The following is a 20,348-nucleotide window of genomic DNA, read 5'->3' on the forward strand; positions in this document are numbered from 1 at the left end:
CGGACCAAGCCGCACGTGAACGTCGGCACGATCGGTCACGTTGACCACGGCAAGACCACGCTGACGGCAGCGATCACGACGGTTCTGACGCAGAAGTTTGGCGGCGAAGCGAAGGCGTACGACCAGATCGACGCGGCGCCGGAAGAAAAGGCACGTGGTATCACGATCAACACGGCACACGTCGAGTACGAAACGGCTAACCGCCACTACGCACACGTCGACTGCCCGGGCCACGCTGACTATGTGAAGAACATGATCACGGGCGCAGCGCAGATGGACGGCGCGATCCTGGTGTGCTCGGCTGCAGACGGCCCGATGCCGCAAACGCGTGAGCACATCCTGCTGGCGCGTCAGGTTGGCGTTCCGTACATCATCGTATTCCTGAACAAGTGCGACATGGTGGACGACGCTGAACTGCTGGAACTCGTCGAGATGGAAGTTCGCGAACTTCTGTCGAAGTACGACTTCCCGGGCGACGACACGCCGATCATCAAGGGTTCGGCCAAGCTGGCGCTGGAAGGCGACAAGGGCGAGCTGGGCGAAGTGGCGATCATGAGCCTGGCCGACGCGCTGGACACGTACATCCCGACGCCGGAGCGCGCGGTTGACGGTTCGTTCCTGATGCCGGTGGAAGACGTGTTCTCGATCTCGGGTCGTGGCACGGTGGTGACGGGTCGCGTTGAGCGCGGTATCGTCAAGGTCGGCGAAGAAATCGAAATCGTCGGTATCAAGCCGACGGTGAAGACGACCTGCACGGGCGTGGAAATGTTCCGCAAGCTGCTCGACCAGGGTCAGGCAGGCGACAACGTGGGCATCCTGCTGCGCGGCACGAAGCGTGAAGACGTGGAGCGTGGCCAGGTTCTGGCGAAGCCGGGTTCGATCAACCCGCACACGCACTTCACGGCTGAAGTGTACGTGCTGAGCAAGGACGAAGGTGGGCGTCACACGCCGTTCTTCAACAACTATCGTCCGCAGTTTTACTTCCGTACGACGGACGTGACGGGCTCGATCGAGTTGCCGAAGGACAAGGAAATGGTCATGCCGGGCGACAACGTGTCGATCACGGTGAAGCTGATCAACCCGATCGCGATGGAAGAAGGTCTGCGCTTCGCAATTCGCGAAGGCGGCCGTACGGTCGGCGCTGGTGTGGTTGCCAAGATCCTCGAGTAACGCCAGATAGTTCTCGTTGATCGGTAGTTTCGGGGTTGGCGGTGTCGTCAACCCCAAATGGTTTAGGGGCATAGCTCAACTGGCAGAGCGTCGGTCTCCAAAACCGAAGGTTGGGGGTTCGATTCCCTCTGCCCCTGCCAACTCTTGCGCCATATGTGGCGCTTCGTTAAGGTGTTATGGCGAATCCTTCCGTCGAAACTGTAAATACATCCGGCGACAAGTTGATGCTCGTTGCAGGCGTATTGTTGGTCTTGGCCGGGTTCGTGGGGTTCTTCTGGCTTAATAGTCAGGAATGGTACATCCGCGGAGCCGCCTTGGCTGTTGGTGCGATCGCGGGTGTCGCAGTCGGTCTTCTCTCCGCGCCTGGCAAGGGTTTCATCGCTTTCGCCAAAGATTCGTACAAGGAAGTCCGTAAGGTTGTTTGGCCTACTCGCAAAGAGGCTACCCAGACAACGCTCGTGGTATTTGGCTTCGTGTTCGTCATGGCGATCTTTCTTTGGGTCAGTGATAAATCCATCGAATGGGCGATTTTCTCGGTGATTCTGGGTTGGAAATGATATGAGCGATACTCCGGCGTCCCCGAGCGGCAAGCGTTGGTACGTAGTGCACGCCTACTCCGGAATGGAGAAGAGCGTGCAACGTGCGCTTCAGGAGCGCATCGAACGTGCTGGCATGCAAGAACAGTTTGGTCAAATCCTCGTTCCGACTGAAGAAGTGGTCGAGGTAAAAGGCGGTCACAAATCTGTGACCGAACGTCGTTTCTTCCCGGGCTATGTGCTCGTGGAAATGGAGATGACAGACGAGACGTGGCACCTCGTGAAGAATACGGCCAAGGTGACTGGTTTCGTTGGTGGTGCGAGAAATCGGCCAAGCCCGATTTCCCCGCGAGAAGTCGAGAAGATCATGTCGCAAATGCAGGAGGGCGTGGAAAAGCCGCGTCCGAAGACCCTGTTCGAAGTTGGCGAAATGGTCCGGGTAAAGGATGGTCCTTTCACGGATTTCAACGGCAGCGTCGAAGAAGTGAACTACGAAAAGTCTCGCGTCCGTGTTTCCGTTACAATTTTCGGCCGTGCAACGCCGGTCGAGCTTGAATTCGGTCAAGTGGAAAAGTTGTAATCCGGAATTCTACGGAGCGCACGAACCGGTGCGCTCCGTATTTCGCGCTTACGGTCCGCGTAAAGGCCGTTGAGGAGCGTCAGTAGTCGACTATCGGCGAACGCGCGTTACTACTCACTGAACGTTCGCAAGTATTCCTGCAACGTTCCAAAGAGGTTTCAACATGGCAAAGAAGATCATCGGCTTCATCAAGCTGCAGATTCCTGCAGGTAAAGCCAACCCGTCGCCGCCGGTCGGTCCGGCACTGGGCCAACGCGGCCTCAACATCATGGAGTTCTGCAAGGCGTTCAACGCGCAGACCCAAGCAATGGAACCGGGCCTACCGATTCCGGTTGTGATCACCGCGTTTGCTGACAAGAGCTTCACGTTCGTCCTGAAAACGCCGCCCGCTACGGTGCTGATCAAAAAGGCTGCGAAGATCGACAAGGGCTCGAGCAAGCCGCATACCGACAAGGTCGGCAAGATCACCCGTGCGCAAGCAGAAGACATCGCCAAGACCAAGATGCCCGATCTGACGGCAGCTGATCTGGACGCAGCGGTTCGTACGATCGCTGGTAGCGCCCGCTCGATGGGCATCGCCGTGGAGGGCGTGTAAATGGCTAAGCTTTCGAAGCGTCTGCAAGCTTTTGCAGCCAAGGTAGATCGTCAGAAGCTGTACGCGATCGACGAAGCTCTGTCTATCGTCAAGGAGTGCGCAAGCGCGAAGTTCGACGAGTCGATCGACGTTGCAGTGCAACTTGGCATCGACGCGAAGAAGTCGGATCAAGTGGTTCGTGGTTCGGTCGTGCTGCCGGCTGGTACCGGTAAGTCGGTCCGCGTCGCAGTGTTCGCGCAAGGTGAAAAGGCCGAGCAAGCTCGTGCAGCTGGCGCAGAAGTGGTCGGGATGGAAGACTTGGCTGAACAGGTCAAGGCTGGCAAGCTGGACTTCGACATCGTGATCGCCTCGCCAGACACGATGCGCGTCGTCGGTACGCTGGGTCAGATTCTCGGCCCCCGCGGCCTGATGCCGAATCCGAAGGTCGGTACGGTTACGCCGGACGTCGCCACTGCAGTCAAGAACGCCAAGGCGGGTCAGGTGCAATTCCGTGTCGACAAGGCCGGCATCATTCACGCGACCATCGGTCGTGCTTCGTTTGAGCCCACGGCTCTGCGTAGCAACCTGAGTGCGCTGGTCGAAGCCCTGCAAAAGGCGAAGCCGGCAACGAGCAAGGGTGTCTACCTGCGTAAGGTTGCGGTGTCGAGCACGATGGGTGTTGGCGTTCGCGTCGACCAGGCATCGCTCGCAGCACAGTAATAAATTTCATCGCCTTGGCGTAAGTCGGGGCGGTTTCATGGGCTTTGGGCGGTTGTGAGGTGGCAGTCTGCATCGCACAGCCGGTTGTCAAAGACCGTTGGTGGGCAAGCAGCAGGTAGGCGAGTCCTTAATGTAAAGCCAACGCAGATGGCGAACCCGAAAAGGTTTTGTAGTGATGAAGCCGGTTGACGTTCGCAGCAATGCGGACCTTAGGCGGTCGAAATACTCCTGACTGGTCGGACGCCGTTATTGAACGCGGTACACATGGCGCACGCTGCGTGTATCGAATCTGGAGGTTAACCGTGCCACTCAACAAAGAAAGCAAGCAGGCCGTCGTCGCTGAGGTTGCCGCGCAAGTCGCGAAAGCCCAGACCGTGGTTCTGGCTGAGTATCGTGGAATCGCGGTTGGCGATCTGACCAAGCTACGCGCGAAAGCGCGTGAGCAACAGGTTTACCTTCGTGTGTTGAAAAACACGCTGGCGCGTCGCGCCGTCGAAGGTACCCCGTTTGCTCCGTTGGCAGAGCAGATGACTGGCCCCCTGATCTACGGCATCTCGGAAGATGCAATTGCTGCTGCTAAGGTCGTCAACGACTTCGGCAAAACCAATGACAAGTTGATCATCAAGGCTGGTTCCTACGAAGGCAAGGTGATGGACAAAGCTGGCGTGCAAGCGCTGGCAAACATCCCGAGCCGCGAAGAACTGCTCTCCAAGCTGTTGTACGTTATGCAAGCACCTGTTTCCGGCTTTGCGCGCGCTTTGGCCGCGCTGGCAGAAAAGAAACAAGGCGAAGAAACCGCTGCGTAACGTACTTCAGCCGAGCGTGATTGATCGCTGGCTGTATCCGAATTCAATTTAGGAGTATTTCAAATGGCAATCGCAAAAGATGACATCCTCGAGGCAGTCAGCTCGATGTCGGTTCTGGAACTGAACGAGCTGGTCAAGGCGTTCGAAGAAAAATTTGGCGTGTCGGCAGCTGCTGTTGCAGTGGCAGGCCCGGCAGGCGGCGGCGCTGCTGCTGCTGCTGAAGAGCAGACCGAATTCACGGTCAACCTGGTCGAAGTCGGCGCGAACAAGGTTTCCGTCATTAAGGCTGTTCGCGAACTGACGGGTCTTGGCCTGAAGGAAGCGAAGGACCTGGTCGACGGTGCACCGAAGCCTGTTAAGGAGTCGGTACCGAAGGCTGCTGCTGAAGAAGCCAAGAAGAAGTTGGAAGAAGCCGGCGCGAAGGCTGAAATCAAGTAAGTTTCAGCGCGCTGTGCGAAGGCTGGCGGTTTTCCACCGCCGGCCTTTTTGTGCTTTGTGGGAGCCGTGTTTTTACAAGATCGTTCCGGTAGAAACGAGACTCCTAGAAGCCAAAGAAAACCGCCCTTCGGCAATATTGACTGGCGTTTTTCTTTGTCTTCTGAAGCGACTGCAGAAGGCAAGTTTGGTCGGGTAGCGGGCAACATAGGCATCCGCTGCCGTCAGCCAGCGGTTGGTAGCGGCCAACCACCAAGCTTCTAGGCTCGTTCAAGCCATCGGACGGCCATCGGGTCTCAGTCGGTGAACACTCGGGTTGTCTCATCAAGGTATCCTGCCTCGACAACAATGCCCGCCGTGATTCGGAGATCGTATGCAATATTCCTTCACCGAGAAGAAGCGTATTCGCAAGAGTTTTGCGAAGCGCCCCATCGTTCACCAAGTACCTTTCCTGCTGGCTACCCAGCTTGAATCATTCAGCACGTTTCTGCAAGCAGACACGTCGTCTACGCAACGCAAGCCGGAAGGCCTGCAAGCTGCGTTTACCTCCGTTTTCCCGATCGTTTCGCATAACGGTTTCGCTCGTCTCGAGTTCGTCAGCTACATGCTGTCGTCGCCGGCATTCAACATCAAGGAATGTCAGCAGCGCGGTTTGACGTACTGCTCGGCCCTGCGCGCGAAAGTACGTCTGGTGCTGCTCGACAAGGAATCGCCGAGCAAGCCGGTCGTCAAGGAAGTGAAGGAACAGGAAGTGTACATGGGCGAAATTCCGCTCATGACGCCGACCGGTTCGTTCGTCATCAACGGCACGGAACGTGTGATCGTTTCGCAGTTGCACCGTTCGCCGGGCGTGTTCTTCGAACACGACAAAGGCAAGACGCACAGTTCGGGCAAGCTCCTGTTCTCCGCCCGTATCATTCCCTACCGCGGTTCTTGGCTCGACTTCGAGTTCGACCCGAAGGACGTGCTGTATTTCCGGGTCGACCGTCGCCGCAAGATGCCGGTCACGATCCTGCTGAAGGCGATCGGCCTCACGCCGGAACAGATCCTCGCAAACTTCTTCGTGTTCGACAATTTCACGCTGATGCCGGAAGGCGCGCAGATGGAATTCGTGCCAGAGCGTCTGCGTGGCGAAGTCGCGCGCTTCGACATCTCGGACCGTGACGGCAACGTGATCGTCCAGAAGGACAAGCGGATCAACGCGAAGCACATTCGCGACCTCGACAACGCGAAGACCAAGTTCATCTCGGTCCCGGAAGACTATCTGCTCGGCCGCGTGCTGGCGAAGAACGTCGTCGACGGCGACACCGGCGAAGTCATCGCCAACGCGAACGACGAAATCACCGAAACTGTCCTCGAGAAGCTGCGCGAAGCGAAGATCAAAGATATCCAGACGCTCTACACGAACGATCTGGATCAAGGTCCGTACATCTCTTCGACGCTGCGTATCGACGAGACCGCGGACAAGATGGCCGCTCGCATCGCGATCTACCGGATGATGCGTCCGGGCGAACCGCCGACCGAAGAAGCAGTCGAGGCGCTGTTCAACCGTCTGTTCTACAGCGAAGACGCGTACGACCTGTCCAAGGTGGGTCGTATGAAGTTCAATCGTCGCGTGGGTCGCGACGAGATCGTCGGTCCGATGACGCTGCAAGACGATGACATCCTCGCAACGATCAAGATCCTGGTCGAACTGCGTAACGGCAAGGGCGAAGTGGACGACATCGACCACTTGGGCAATCGTCGCGTGCGTTGCGTCGGCGAACTGGCGGAAAACCAGTTCCGTGCAGGTCTCGTGCGTGTCGAGCGTGCCGTGAAGGAACGTCTCGGCCAGGCCGAAAGCGAAAACCTGATGCCGCACGATCTGATCAACTCGAAGCCGATTTCGTCGGCGATTCGCGAGTTCTTCGGTTCGTCGCAGCTGTCGCAGTTCATGGACCAAACGAACCCGCTGTCGGAAATCACCCACAAGCGCCGTGTTTCGGCTCTTGGCCCGGGCGGTTTGACGCGTGAACGCGCTGGCTTTGAAGTCCGCGACGTGCACCCGACTCACTACGGTCGTGTGTGCCCGATTGAAACGCCGGAAGGTCCGAACATTGGCCTGATCAACTCGCTGGCTCTGTACGCGCACCTGAACGAATACGGCTTCCTCGAAACGCCGTACCGCAAGGTCGTCGACAGCAAGGTCACCGATCAGATCGACTACCTGTCGGCGATCGAAGAAGGCCGTTACGTGATCGCTCAGGCGAACGCGGCGGTGGCTGTCGACGGCTCGCTGACCGACGAACTCGTGTCGTCGCGTGAAGCCGGCGAAACGCTGATGGTCACGCCGGACCGCATCCAGTACATGGACGTGGCGCCGTCGCAGATCGTGTCGGTGGCAGCATCGCTGATTCCGTTCCTCGAGCACGATGACGCGAACCGCGCATTGATGGGTTCGAACATGCAGCGTCAGGCTGTGCCGTGTCTGCGTCCCGAAAAGGCCGTGGTCGGTACGGGTATCGAGCGCACGGTGGCAGTCGACTCGGGTACGACGGTTCAGGCATTCCGCGGTGGCGTGGTCGATTACGTCGACGCAGGCCGTATCGTGATTCGCGTGAACGACGACGAAGCCGTTGCTGGCGAAGTCGGTGTCGACATCTACAACCTGATCAAGTACACGCGTTCGAACCAGAACACGAACATCAACCAGCGTCCGATCGTAAAGATGGGCGACAAGGTTGCGCGCGGCGACGTGCTGGCTGACGGCGCATCGACCGATCTGGGCGAGCTCGCGCTCGGCCAGAACATGCTGATCGCGTTCATGCCGTGGAACGGCTACAACTTCGAAGACTCGATTTTGATTTCCGAGAAGGTGGTTGCCGACGACCGTTATACGTCGATCCACATCGAAGAACTGAACGTCGTAGCTCGCGATACGAAGCTCGGACCGGAAGAAATCACGCGCGACATTTCGAACCTCGCGGAAGTGCAACTTGGCCGTCTCGACGAGTCGGGCATTGTGTACATTGGCGCAGAAGTTGAAGCGGGCGACGTGCTGGTCGGTAAGGTCACGCCGAAGGGCGAAACCCAACTGACGCCGGAAGAAAAGCTGCTGCGTGCGATTTTCGGCGAGAAGGCTTCGGACGTAAAGGATACGTCGCTGCGCGTGCCGTCGGGCATGAGCGGCACGGTCATCGACGTGCAAGTGTTCACGCGTGAAGGCATTCAGCGCGACAAGCGCGCGCAACAGATCATCGACGATGAACTGAAGCGCTATCGCCTCGACCTGAACGACCAGCTGCGCATCGTGGAAGGCGACGCGTTCCAGCGTCTCGCACGTATGCTCGACGGCAAGGTCGCGAACGGCGGTCCGAAGAAGCTCGCGAAGGGCACGAAGATCGAACAGGCTTACCTGGAAGATCTCGACCACTACCACTGGTTCGACATCCGCCTCGCGGACGAAGAAGCAGCGGCGCAGCTCGAAGCGATCAAGAACTCGATCGAAGAAAAGCGTCACCAGTTCGATTTGGCGTTCGAAGAAAAGCGCAAGAAGCTCACGCAGGGCGACGAACTGCCGCCGGGCGTGCTGAAGATGGTCAAGGTGTACCTGGCAGTCAAGCGTCGTCTGCAGCCTGGCGACAAGATGGCCGGCCGTCACGGTAACAAGGGTGTCGTGTCGAAGATCGTTCCGATCGAAGACATGCCGTACATGGCCGACGGCCGTCCGGCCGACGTCGTTCTGAACCCGCTCGGCGTGCCGTCGCGGATGAACGTGGGTCAGGTTCTCGAAGTGCATCTGGGTTGGGCCGCGAAGGGTCTCGGCTGGCGTATCGGCGAAATGTTGCAGCGTCAGGCGAAGATCGCTGAACTGCGCGAATTCCTGACCAAGATCTACAACGAGTCGGGCCGCGCCGAAGAGCTGGACAGCTTCACCGACGACGAAATCGTCGAACTGGCGAAGAACCTGCGCGAGGGCGTGCCGTTCGCAACGCCGGTGTTCGATGGTGCGACGGAAGAAGAAATGTCGCGCGCGCTGGATCTGGCATTCCCGGACGACATCGCGAAGAACCTCGGCATGACGCCGTCGAAGAATCAGGTTCGTCTGTACGACGGCCGCACGGGCGAGATGTTCGAACGTACGGTGACGGTCGGCTACATGCACTACCTGAAACTGCACCACCTGGTCGACGACAAGATGCACGCGCGTTCCACGGGCCCGTACTCGCTCGTGACGCAGCAGCCGTTGGGCGGTAAGGCGCAGTTCGGTGGCCAGCGTTTCGGTGAAATGGAAGTGTGGGCGCTCGAAGCGTACGGCGCATCGTACGTGCTGCAGGAAATGCTGACGGTGAAGTCGGACGACGTGACAGGCCGGACCAAGGTGTACGAGAACCTGGTCAAGGGCGATCACGTGATCGATGCAGGCATGCCGGAATCCTTCAACGTGTTGGTGAAGGAAATCCGCTCGCTCGGTATCGACATCGACCTCGACCGCAACTAATCGGACTACTGGAGAGAAGCGATGAAAGCTTTGCTCGATCTATTCAAGCAAGTCCAACAACCTGAAGTTTTTGACGCGATCAAGATCGGTCTGGCCTCGCCGGACAAGATCCGTTCGTGGTCGTTCGGTGAAGTGAAGAAGCCGGAAACCATCAACTACCGGACGTTCAAGCCGGAACGCGATGGTCTGTTCTGCGCGAAGATTTTCGGTCCGATCAAGGACTACGAATGCCTTTGCGGTAAGTACAAGCGCCTGAAGCACCGTGGGGTGATCTGCGAGAAGTGCGGCGTCGAAGTGACGCTGGCGAAGGTGCGTCGCGAACGCATGGGCCACATTGAGCTGGCCTCGCCGGTCGCTCACATCTGGTTCCTGAAGTCGCTGCCGTCGCGTTTGGGCATGGTGCTCGACATGACGCTGCGCGACATCGAACGGGTGCTGTACTTCGAAGCATACGTGGTGATCGATCCGGGCATGACGCCGCTGAAAGCGCGGCAGATCATGACCGAAGAGGATTACTACAACAAGGTCGAAGAGTACGGTGACGAATTCCGTGCCGAGATGGGCGCGGAAGGCGTTCGCGAGCTGCTGCGCGCGATCAACATCGACGAACAGGTCGAGATGCTCCGTACCGAACTCAAGAACACGGGTTCGGAAGCGAAGATCAAGAAGTACGCGAAGCGCCTGAAGGTGCTCGAGGCTTTCCAGCGTTCGGGCATCAAGCCTGACTGGATGGTGCTCGAAGTGCTGCCAGTGCTGCCGCCGGAACTGCGTCCGCTGGTGCCGCTGGACGGCGGTCGCTTTGCGACGTCGGACCTGAACGACCTGTATCGCCGCGTGATCAACCGTAACAACCGGTTGAAGCGCCTGCTCGAACTGAAGGCGCCTGAAATCATCGTCCGCAACGAAAAGCGGATGCTGCAGGAAGCCGTCGATTCGCTGCTCGACAACGGCCGTCGCGGTAAGGCGATGACCGGCGCGAACAAGCGTCCGCTGAAGTCGCTCGCTGACATGATCAAGGGTAAGGGCGGTCGTTTCCGTCAGAACTTGCTCGGTAAGCGTGTGGACTACTCGGGCCGTTCGGTGATCGTGGTTGGCCCGACGCTCAAGCTGCATCAGTGCGGTCTGCCGAAGCTGATGGCGCTCGAACTGTTCAAGCCGTTCATCTTCAACAAGCTCGAAGTGATGGGTGTTGCTACCACCATCAAGGCTGCGAAGAAGGAAGTCGAGAACCAGACGCCGGTGGTGTGGGACATCCTCGAAGAGGTGATCCGCGAACATCCGGTCATGCTGAACCGTGCGCCGACGCTGCACCGTCTTGGCATTCAGGCTTTCGAACCGGTGCTGATCGAAGGTAAGGCAATCCAGCTGCACCCGCTCGTTTGCGCGGCGTTCAACGCCGACTTCGACGGTGACCAGATGGCTGTTCACGTGCCGCTGTCGCTCGAAGCGCAGATGGAAGCGCGCACGCTGATGCTGGCGTCGAACAACGTCCTGTTCCCGGCCAACGGCGATCCGTCGATCGTGCCGTCGCAGGATATCGTGCTCGGCCTGTACTACGCCACGCGTGAAGCCGTAAATGCGAAGGGCGAAGGCCTGACGTTCACCGGCGTCTCGGAAGCGCTGCGTGCATACGAGAACAAGGAAGTCGAGCTGGCCTCGCGCGTCAACGTGCGGATCACGGAAATGGTCCACAACGAAGACAAGTCGGAAGGCGCGCCGGCGTTCGTGCCGAAGATCTCGCTGTACGCGACGACCGTCGGCCGTGCAATCCTGTCGGAAATTCTGCCGCCGGGCCTGCCGTTCTCGGTGCTGAACAAGCCGCTGAAGAAGAAGGAAATCTCGCGTCTGATCAACACCGCATTCCGCAAGTGCGGTCTGCGCGAAACGGTGATTTTTGCCGACCAGTTGATGCAGTCGGGTTTCCGGCTGGCAACGCGCGCTGGTATCTCGATCTGCGTCGACGACATGCTCGTGCCGCCGCAGAAGGAAACCATCGTCGGCGACGCCGCGAAGAAGGTGAAGGAATACGACCGTCAGTACATGTCGGGTCTCGTCACGTCGCAAGAGCGCTACAACAACGTGGTCGACATCTGGTCGGCAACGTCGGAAGCGGTCGGCAAGGCGATGATGGAACAGCTGTCGACGGAACCGGTCACGGACCGCGACGGCAACGAAACGCGTCAGGAATCGTTCAATTCGATTTACATGATGGCGGACTCGGGTGCTCGTGGTTCCGCGGTTCAGATTCGTCAGCTGGCCGGTATGCGCGGCCTGATGGCGAAGCCGGACGGCTCGATCATCGAAACGCCGATTACGGCGAACTTCCGTGAAGGCCTGAACGTGTTGCAGTACTTCATCTCGACCCACGGTGCACGTAAGGGTCTGGCTGATACGGCACTGAAGACGGCAAACTCGGGTTACCTGACGCGTCGTCTGGTCGACGTGACGCAGGATCTCGTGGTGGTCGAGGACGATTGCGGTACGTCCAACGGCGTCGCGATGAAGGCGTTGGTCGAAGGCGGTGAAGTCGTCGAAGCGCTGCGTGACCGTATCCTCGGTCGCGTGACGGTGGCTGACGTCGTCAATCCGGAATCGCAGGAAACGCTGTACGAAACGGGCACGCTGCTCGACGAAGACGCAGTCGAAGAAATCGAACGCCTCGGCATCGACGAAGTGCGCGTGCGTACGCCGCTGACTTGCGAAACGCGTTACGGTCTGTGCGCAGCCTGCTACGGCCGCGACCTGGGCCGCGGCTCGTCGGTCAACGTCGGCGAAGCAGTCGGCGTGATCGCTGCGCAGTCGATCGGTGAACCGGGCACGCAGCTCACGATGCGTACGTTCCACATCGGTGGTGCGGCATCGCGTGCGGCAGTGGCTTCGTCGGTCGAAGCGAAGTCGAACGGTACGGTGCGTTTCACGGCGACAATGCGTTACGTCACCAACGCGAAGGGCGAGCAGATCGTCATCTCGCGTTCGGGCGAAGCGATGATCACCGACGACCACGGTCGCGAGCGCGAACGTCACAAGGTGCCGTACGGCGCGACGCTGTTGCAACTCGACGGCGCGCAGATCAAGGCCGGCACGCAACTGGCGACCTGGGATCCGATGACGCGTCCGATCATCACCGAGTACGGTGGCACGGTGAAGTTCGAAAACGTCGAAGAAGGCGTGACCGTGGCGAAGCAGATCGACGATGTGACGGGTCTGTCCACGCTGGTCGTGATCGACGTGAAGCGTCGTGGTTCGCAAGCGTCGAAGACAGTGCGCCCGCAGGTCAAACTGCTCGACGCGAGTGGCGAAGAAGTCAAGATCCCGAACACCGAGCACTCGGTGCAGATCGGCTTCCAGGTCGGCGCGCTGATCACCGTGAAGGACGGTCAGCAAGTGCAGGTGGGTGAAGTGCTCGCACGTATCCCGACCGAATCGCAGAAGACGCGTGACATTACCGGTGGTCTGCCGCGTGTGGCGGAACTGTTCGAAGCACGTTCGCCGAAGGACGCAGGTATCCTGGCGGAAGTCACGGGTACGACGTCGTTCGGTAAGGACACGAAGGGCAAGCAGCGTCTCGTTATCACGGACCTCGAAGGCAACCAGCACGAGTTCCTGATCGCGAAGGAAAAGCAGGTTCTGGTGCACGATGGTCAAGTCGTCAACAAGGGCGAAATGATCGTCGACGGTCCTGCGGATCCGCACGACATCCTGCGTTTGCAGGGCGTCGAAGCGCTGTCGCGTTACATCGTGGACGAAGTGCAGGACGTGTACCGTCTGCAAGGCGTGAAGATCAACGACAAGCACATCGAAGTGATTGTTCGTCAGATGCTGCGCCGCGTGCAGATTACGGACAACGGCGATACGCGTTTCATCCCGGGCGAACAGGTCGAGCGATCGGATATGCTCGACGAGAACGACCGTATGATCGCGGAAGACAAGCGTCCGGCAACGTACGAAAACGTGTTGCTCGGTATCACGAAGGCGTCGCTGTCGACCGATTCGTTCATCTCCGCGGCGTCGTTCCAGGAAACGACTCGCGTGCTGACCGAAGCGGCGATCATGGGCAAGCGCGACGATCTGCGCGGTCTGAAGGAAAACGTGATCGTCGGTCGCCTGATTCCGGCCGGTACGGGTCTCGCGTTCCACAAGGCGCGCAAGAGCAAGGAACTGTCCGACCGCGAGCGTTTCGATCAGATCGCAGCGGAAGAGTCGTTCGAATTCGGTACGCCGGAAACCCCGGCCGCCGAACAGCAGCACTCAGGCGAGTAAGTCCCGGCGGCGCAAGCCGCTTGGGGCCCTAGCCAGCGAAGCCGCTCAGTTTCGACTGAGCGGCTTTTTTTTATGCGTCCCATTTTTGTGCGCTTTTGTGAAGTCGTAGGCCGGATGGCCAACGTTGTCGCAAAGTGCGGGCGCAGCACGAATGCGTTGGTAAAATTCGTGTCATCGGCTTTTTGCTGCTTCTCTCAAATTCATGTCCCGTCCGCTCGAAATCCTCAACGAAGTCTTCGGTTATCCCGCGTTCAGAGGGCAGCAGGGCGAAATCGTCGAGCACGTCGCCGGCGGCGGCGACTGTCTCGTGCTGATGCCCACGGGCGGCGGCAAGTCGCTGTGTTATCAGATTCCGTCGCTGGTGCGCCGCGAAGGCGGCTTCGGCACTGGTATCGTCGTGTCGCCGCTGATTGCGCTGATGCAGGATCAGGTCGCCGCGCTCACCGAAGTCGGCGTGCGCGCCGCGTATCTGAACTCGACATTGTCGAGCACGGAGGCGATGGCCACCGAGCGGGCGTTGCGCGAGGGCGAGATCGATCTGCTTTACGTCGCGCCGGAACGCCTGATGACGCCGCGTTTTCAGGAGTTACTGGAGCGCACGCGCATCGGACTGTTCGCAATCGACGAAGCGCATTGCGTATCCCAGTGGGGACACGATTTCCGCCCAGAATATATTCAGTTGTCGGTGCTGCACGAGCGCTTCCCCAACGTGCCGCGCATCGCGCTCACTGCGACCGCTGACGCGATCACGCGCGACGAAATCATCCACCGTCTGGCGCTCGATGACGCGCGCATTTTCGTGTCGAGCTTCGACCGGCCGAACATCCGCTACCGCATCGTCGAAAAAGACAATGCGCGCACGCAATTGCTGGACTTCATCCGCGCCGAGCATTCGAAGCCGGACGGCACCACTGACGCCGGTGTGGTCTATTGCCTGTCGCGCCGGAAAGTTGAAGAAACGGCGGAGTGGCTGAAAGAAAAAGGCATGCGCGCGCTGCCGTATCACGCCGGCATGGAGTTCGAGATTCGCCAGAGGCATCAGGAGATGTTCCAGCGCGAGGAGGGCATCGTGATGTGTGCGACGATCGCGTTCGGCATGGGTATCGACAAACCGGACGTGCGCTTCGTGGCGCACCTGGATTTGCCGAAGAGTGTCGAAGGTTATTACCAGGAAACCGGCCGGGCCGGTCGCGACGGCATGCCGGCGAACGCATGGATGGCCTACGGTCTCGGCGACGTCGTGCAGCAACGCAAGATGATCGACGAATCGGACGCCGACGACGCCCACAAGCGCGTTCAAACCGGCAAGCTCGACGCGTTGCTCGGTTTGTGCGAGGCGGCGACCTGTCGGCGTGTCCGCCTGCTCGCTTACTTTGGCGAAACCAGCAAGCCGTGCGGGAACTGCGACAACTGTCTCGAACCGCCCGCAACCTGGGATGCGACGCGCGAGGCGCAGATGGCGCTGTCCTGTGTGTTTCGAGCGCAGCGGGCGAGCGGGTTTCATTTTGGCGCCGGGCATCTGATCGACATTCTGCGCGGCAATCGCAGCGAGAAGATCATGCAGCGCGGCCACGAAAAGCTCACCACGTTCGGCATCGGTGCGGCGCTTGGCGAGCCGGAGTGGCGCGCGGTGTTTCGCCAGTTGGTGGCGTTCGGCTATCTGACGGTCGATCACGAAGGTTTTGGTTCCCTGGTGCTGACCGAAGCAAGCAAGCCGGTGCTCAAGGGCGAGCAAAACGTGACGATGCGCCGCTACGTGAAACCGACTCGTACGCGCCAGTCGTCCGGACGCACCAGCGAGCGCGCCGATCCGACCATTGGCATGGGACCGCGCGAACGCGCCCGCTGGGAGCGTTTACGCACGTGGCGCACCGAAACGGCGAAGAGTGACGGCGTGCCGGCGTATGTGATCTTCCACGACGCGACGCTGGCGGAAATTGCCCGTAACGGCCCCGGTTCCATTGAGGATTTGCGAGGTATTCCGGGCATGGGCGCCCGCAAACTTGACCGTTTCGGCGACGAATTGCTCGAAGTCGTTGCCGCCGATTGAGCGTTGCGCACGCCGCGCAGCGCGGTCGACAGGGGGGCGAACCATCGCAACGCGTTGCAACCTGTTGACTTGCTTAGTATTTTCGGAATATTATGCTAGGTTCCGGTTCTTGGAATGCCTGTGCGCGAAGCCAATTCGCGCACTGACTGTCCGTCCGGAAGTTCGATGCGCAATCGTTTCTGCTTTGCCCGGAAACAGATGCGTCGATTTTGTTCAATTTCAGGAATAAACAATGCCAACCATCAATCAACTGGTTCGCAAAGGCCGCGCGTCGGAAACGACGAAGAGCAAGAGCCCGGCTTTGCAGGACTGCCCCCAGCGTCGCGGCGTGTGCACCCGTGTGTACACCACGACGCCTAAGAAGCCTAACTCGGCGCTGCGTAAGGTTGCCAAGGTTCGTCTGACGAACGGCTTCGAAGTCATTTCGTACATCGGTGGTGAAGGCCACAACCTGCAGGAACACTCGGTCGTGCTGATTCGCGGTGGCCGTGTGAAGGACTTGCCGGGTGTGCGTTACCACATGGTTCGCGGCTCGCTGGATACCCAGGGCGTCAAGGATCGTAAGCAGGCTCGCTCGAAGTACGGTGCCAAGCGTGCCAAGGCTGGCAAGTAACCCAGCCGTTTTAGTAGTTTCAGGTCGCCTGCAAAGGCGGTAATAGCGGTGGTGCCGGAATCGCCGGTGCTGTCGAGTAAGTGGTCACCCGACCGGGCTGGTAAGTCTTGAAGATGAATCGGGTTAGTTGGTGGCCGCGGGGCTGAATAGCTCCAACTGAAAAGTTAAAGGAAGAAACATGCCGCGTCGTCGCGAAGTCCCCAAGCGGGAAGTGTTGCCGGATCCGAAGTTCGGTAACGTTGATGTAGCTAAGTTCATGAACGTGCTGATGTTGTCCGGCAAGAAGTCGGTTGCTGAACGCATCGTGTACGGCGCTTTCGAACAGATCCAGACCAAGGGTGGCAAGGACCCTCTGGAGGTGTTCACGGTAGCGCTCAACAACGTCAAGCCGGTGGTCGAAGTCAAGAGCCGCCGCGTTGGTGGTGCGAACTATCAGGTTCCGGTCGAAGTGCGCCCGTCGCGTCGTATGGCATTGGCGATGCGTTGGCTGCGTGAAGCCGCGAAGAAGCGCAGCGAGAAGTCGATGGCCCTGCGTCTGGCAGGTGAACTCTCCGAAGCGGCCGAAGGTCGTGGCGGCGCAATGAAGAAGCGCGACGAAGTTCACCGGATGGCAGAAGCCAACAAGGCGTTCTCGCACTTCCGTTTCTAAGCTTCCCGAACCCGGGTTTAGCGGAAAAAACGGAAAGAAATTCCGGGCGGGTGCGCTTACAAAGCGCCTCGCCCGTTTGTGTTACAGCGCGATGGGTATTTTCTCGCATCGCGTCATCCCAATAGAGGATTAAAGTGGCTCGCAAGACACCTATCGAGCGCTACCGTAACATCGGTATTAGCGCTCACATCGACGCCGGCAAAACGACGACGACCGAGCGCATCCTGTTCTACACCGGCGTGAACCACAAGATTGGTGAAGTTCACGACGGCGCTGCCACCATGGACTGGATGGAGCAGGAGCAGGAACGCGGTATCACGATCACGTCCGCTGCTACCACGGCGTTCTGGAAAGGCATGGCCGGCGACCGCGCTGAGCACCGCATCAACATCATCGACACCCCGGGCCACGTCGACTTCACGATTGAAGTTGAGCGTTCGATGCGCGTGCTCGACGGCGCGTGCATGGTGTATTGCGCTGTGGGCGGCGTGCAGCCCCAATCGGAAACCGTGTGGCGTCAGGCTAACAAGTACAAGGTTCCCCGTCTCGCGTTCATCAACAAGATGGACCGTACCGGCGCGAACTTCTTCAAGGTCTACGACCAGCTCAAGCTGCGTCTGAAGGCGAACCCGGTTCCGGTCGTGGTGCCTATCGGCGCCGAAGAGAACTTCACGGGCGTCGTCGATCTGCTGAAGATGAAGGCGATCCTGTGGGATGAAGCGTCCCAAGGTACCAAGTTCTCGTACGAAGAAATCCCGGCAGAGCTTCTCGACACGTGCAATGAATGGCGCGAAAAGATGGTCGAAGCGGCTGCTGAGTCGAGCGAAGAACTGATGAACAAGTACCTGGAAGAGGGCGAGCTCTCTGAAGCGGAAATCATCAAGGGTCTGCGCGACCGTACGATCGCTTGCGAAATCCAGCCGATGCTGTGCGGCACCGCGTTCAAGAACAAGGGCGTACAACGCATGCTGGACGCCGTGCTCGACTTCCTGCCGTCGCCGATCGACATCCCGCCGGTTACCGGCGAGCTGGAAAACGGCGAGCAAGGTGAGCGCCGCGCTGCCGACGACGAAAAGTTCTCGGCCCTGGCATTCAAGATCATGACCGACCCGTTCGTCGGCCAGTTGATCTTCTTCCGCGTGTACTCGGGCGTCGTGAATTCCGGCGACACCGTGCTGAACGCGACCAAGGACAAGAAGGAACGCCTCGGTCGTATTCTGCAGATGCACGCCAACCAGCGCGAAGAAATCAAGGAAGTCCGCGCTGGCGACATCGCTGCCGCAGTCGGCCTGAAGGACGCGACGACTGGTGACACGCTGTGCGATCCGCAAAGCCCGATCGTGCTCGAGCGCATGATTTTCCCGGAGCCGGTGATTTCGCAGGCTGTTGAGCCGAAGACGAAGCCCGATCAGGAAAAGATGGGTCTCGCGCTGAACCGTCTGGCTCAGGAAGATCCGTCGTTCCGTGTTCAAACGGACGAAGAATCGGGCCAAACCATTATTTCGGGCATGGGCGAGCTCCACCTGGAAATTCTGGTCGACCGTATGCGTCGTGAATTCGGCGTGGAAGCAACCGTCGGCAAGCCGCAGGTCGCTTACCGCGAAACGATTCGCGGCAAAGCGGAAGACGTTGACGGCAAGTTCGTCAAGCAGTCGGGTGGTCGCGGCCAGTACGGTCACGCGGTCATCACGCTCGAGCCGAACGAGCAGGGCAAGGGGTACGAGTTCCTGGACGAGATCAAGGGCGGCGTGATTCCGCGTGAATACATCCCGGCAGTCGACAAGGGTATCCAGGAAACGTTGAAGGCCGGCGTGCTGGCGGGCTTCCCGGTCGTTGACGTGAAGGTTCACCTGACGTTCGGTTCGTACCACGACGTTGACTCGAACGAAAATGCATTCCGCATGGCCGGTTCGATGGCGTTCAAGGAAGCAATGCGCAAGGCCCAGCCGGTTATCCTCGAACCGATGATGGCCGTCGAAGTCGAAACGCCGGAAGACTACATGGGCAACGTGATGGGCGATCTGTCGGGCCGTCGCGGTATCGTCCAGGGCATGGACGACATGGTCGGCGGCGGCAAGATCGTTCGCGCAGAAGTCCCGCTGTCGGAAATGTTCGGCTACTCGACGTCGCTGCGTTCGCTGACCCAAGGTCGTGCAACGTACACGATGGAGTTCAAGCACTACTCCGAAGCACCGCGCAACGTGTCGGAAGCGATCATCAACGCGAAGTCGAAGTAAGCGCGCGGCAAGTCATTTAACGATTAACTTTTTGAAAGAAGAGAAACATGGCTAAAGGTAAATTCGAACGGACCAAGCCGCACGTGAACGTCGGCACGATCGGTCACGTTGACCACGGCAAGACCACGCTGACGGCAGCGATCACGACGGTTCTGACGCAGAAGTTTGGCGGCGAAGCGAAGGCGTACGACCAGATCGACGCGGCGCCGGAAGAAAAGGCACGTGGTATCACGATCAACACGGCACACGTCGAGTACGAAACGGCTAACCGCCACTACGCACACGTCGACTGCCCGGGCCACGCTGACTATGTGAAGAACATGATCACGGGCGCAGCGCAGATGGACGGCGCGATCCTGGTGTGCTCGGCTGCAGACGGCCCGATGCCGCAAACGCGTGAGCACATCCTGCTGGCGCGTCAGGTTGGCGTTCCGTACATCATCGTATTCCTGAACAAGTGCGACATGGTGGACGACGCTGAACTGCTGGAACTCGTCGAGATGGAAGTTCGCGAACTTCTGTCGAAGTACGACTTCCCGGGCGACGACACGCCGATCATCAAGGGTTCGGCCAAGCTGGCGCTGGAAGGCGACAAGGGCGAGCTGGGCGAAGTGGCGATCATGAGCCTGGCCGACGCGCTGGACACGTACATCCCGACGCCGGAGCGCGCGGTTGACGGTTCGTTCCTGATGCCGGTGGAAGACGTGTTCTCGATCTCGGGTCGTGGCACGGTGGTGACGGGTCGCGTTGAGCGCGGTATCGTCAAGGTCGGCGAAGAAATCGAAATCGTCGGTATCAAGCCGACGGTGAAGACGACCTGCACGGGCGTGGAAATGTTCCGCAAGCTGCTCGACCAGGGTCAGGCAGGCGACAACGTGGGCATCCTGCTGCGCGGCACGAAGCGTGAAGACGTGGAGCGTGGCCAGGTTCTGGCGAAGCCGGGTTCGATCAACCCGCACACGCACTTCACGGCTGAAGTGTACGTGCTGAGCAAGGACGAAGGTGGGCGTCACACGCCGTTCTTCAACAACTATCGTCCGCAGTTTTACTTCCGTACGACGGACGTGACGGGCTCGATCGAGTTGCCGAAGGACAAGGAAATGGTCATGCCGGGCGACAACGTGTCGATCACGGTGAAGCTGATCAACCCGATCGCGATGGAAGAAGGTCTGCGCTTCGCAATTCGCGAAGGCGGCCGTACGGTCGGCGCTGGTGTGGTTGCCAAGATCCTCGAGTAA

The 20,348-nt window shown here is 59.3% G+C and carries 14 protein-coding genes and 1 tRNA gene; all 15 read left to right on the plus strand.

Annotated elements, in window-relative coordinates; translation table 11 throughout:
• Positions 1-1,170, plus strand: a 1,170-nt coding sequence (gene tuf / locus CIC12_RS24915; RefSeq protein ID WP_174772183.1) for an elongation factor Tu, incomplete at its 5' end; no start/stop codon positions are given.
• A gap of 64 nt (positions 1,171-1,234) precedes the next feature.
• Positions 1,235-1,310: transfer RNA gene (locus CIC12_RS24920), tRNA-Trp, on the plus strand.
• Positions 1,311-1,346: 36 nt separating this feature from the next.
• Positions 1,347-1,727 (plus strand): preprotein translocase subunit SecE, encoded by a 381-nt coding sequence (gene secE / locus CIC12_RS24925; protein WP_168667981.1) that lies wholly within the window; start codon positions 1,347-1,349, stop codon positions 1,725-1,727.
• A gap of 1 nt (position 1,728) precedes the next feature.
• Positions 1,729-2,286, plus strand: coding sequence for a transcription termination/antitermination protein NusG (gene nusG / locus CIC12_RS24930; RefSeq protein WP_168667984.1), 558 nt, complete (start codon positions 1,729-1,731; stop codon positions 2,284-2,286).
• 163 nt (positions 2,287-2,449) lie between these two features.
• Positions 2,450-2,881, plus strand: coding sequence for a 50S ribosomal protein L11 (gene rplK / locus CIC12_RS24935; RefSeq protein ID WP_168667986.1), 432 nt, complete (start codon positions 2,450-2,452; stop codon positions 2,879-2,881).
• Positions 2,882-3,580, plus strand: coding sequence for a 50S ribosomal protein L1 (rplA, locus tag CIC12_RS24940; protein ID WP_042329780.1), 699 nt, complete (start codon positions 2,882-2,884; stop codon positions 3,578-3,580). It begins immediately after the preceding gene.
• Positions 3,581-3,882: 302 nt separating this feature from the next.
• Positions 3,883-4,386, plus strand: coding sequence for a 50S ribosomal protein L10 (gene rplJ, locus CIC12_RS24945; RefSeq protein WP_007180144.1), 504 nt, complete (start codon positions 3,883-3,885; stop codon positions 4,384-4,386).
• A gap of 63 nt (positions 4,387-4,449) precedes the next feature.
• Entirely contained in the window at positions 4,450-4,824 is a 375-nt protein-coding gene (gene rplL, locus CIC12_RS24950) for a 50S ribosomal protein L7/L12 (RefSeq protein WP_025584719.1), read from the plus strand.
• Between the two features lie 370 nt (positions 4,825-5,194).
• Complete coding sequence (gene rpoB / locus CIC12_RS24955; RefSeq protein WP_168667988.1) at positions 5,195-9,301, plus strand: DNA-directed RNA polymerase subunit beta; 4,107 nt, start codon at positions 5,195-5,197, stop codon at positions 9,299-9,301.
• A gap of 21 nt (positions 9,302-9,322) precedes the next feature.
• Complete coding sequence (rpoC, locus tag CIC12_RS24960) at positions 9,323-13,561, plus strand: DNA-directed RNA polymerase subunit beta' (protein ID WP_168667990.1); 4,239 nt, start codon at positions 9,323-9,325, stop codon at positions 13,559-13,561.
• 202 nt (positions 13,562-13,763) lie between these two features.
• Complete coding sequence (recQ, locus tag CIC12_RS24965) at positions 13,764-15,611, plus strand: DNA helicase RecQ (RefSeq protein ID WP_168667993.1); 1,848 nt, start codon at positions 13,764-13,766, stop codon at positions 15,609-15,611.
• A gap of 232 nt (positions 15,612-15,843) precedes the next feature.
• Positions 15,844-16,224 carry a 30S ribosomal protein S12 gene (gene rpsL / locus CIC12_RS24970; protein WP_006998493.1) on the plus strand — a complete coding sequence of 127 codons (381 nt, stop codon included), beginning with the start codon at positions 15,844-15,846 and terminating at the stop codon, positions 16,222-16,224.
• Positions 16,225-16,402: 178 nt separating this feature from the next.
• Complete coding sequence (gene rpsG, locus CIC12_RS24975; protein WP_006053291.1) at positions 16,403-16,873, plus strand: 30S ribosomal protein S7; 471 nt, start codon at positions 16,403-16,405, stop codon at positions 16,871-16,873.
• A gap of 134 nt (positions 16,874-17,007) precedes the next feature.
• On the plus strand, positions 17,008-19,110 hold the full coding sequence (gene fusA / locus CIC12_RS24980; protein WP_168667995.1) for an elongation factor G: 2,103 nt from the start codon (positions 17,008-17,010) through the stop codon (positions 19,108-19,110).
• A gap of 47 nt (positions 19,111-19,157) precedes the next feature.
• A complete protein-coding gene (tuf, locus tag CIC12_RS24985) occupies positions 19,158-20,348 on the plus strand; it encodes an elongation factor Tu (RefSeq protein WP_121315898.1) in 1,191 nt (396 codons plus the stop codon).

The sequence above is a fragment of the Paraburkholderia sp. SG-MS1 genome, assembly GCF_012275575.1.
In the GTDB taxonomy this organism is placed as follows: domain Bacteria; phylum Pseudomonadota; class Gammaproteobacteria; order Burkholderiales; family Burkholderiaceae; genus Paraburkholderia.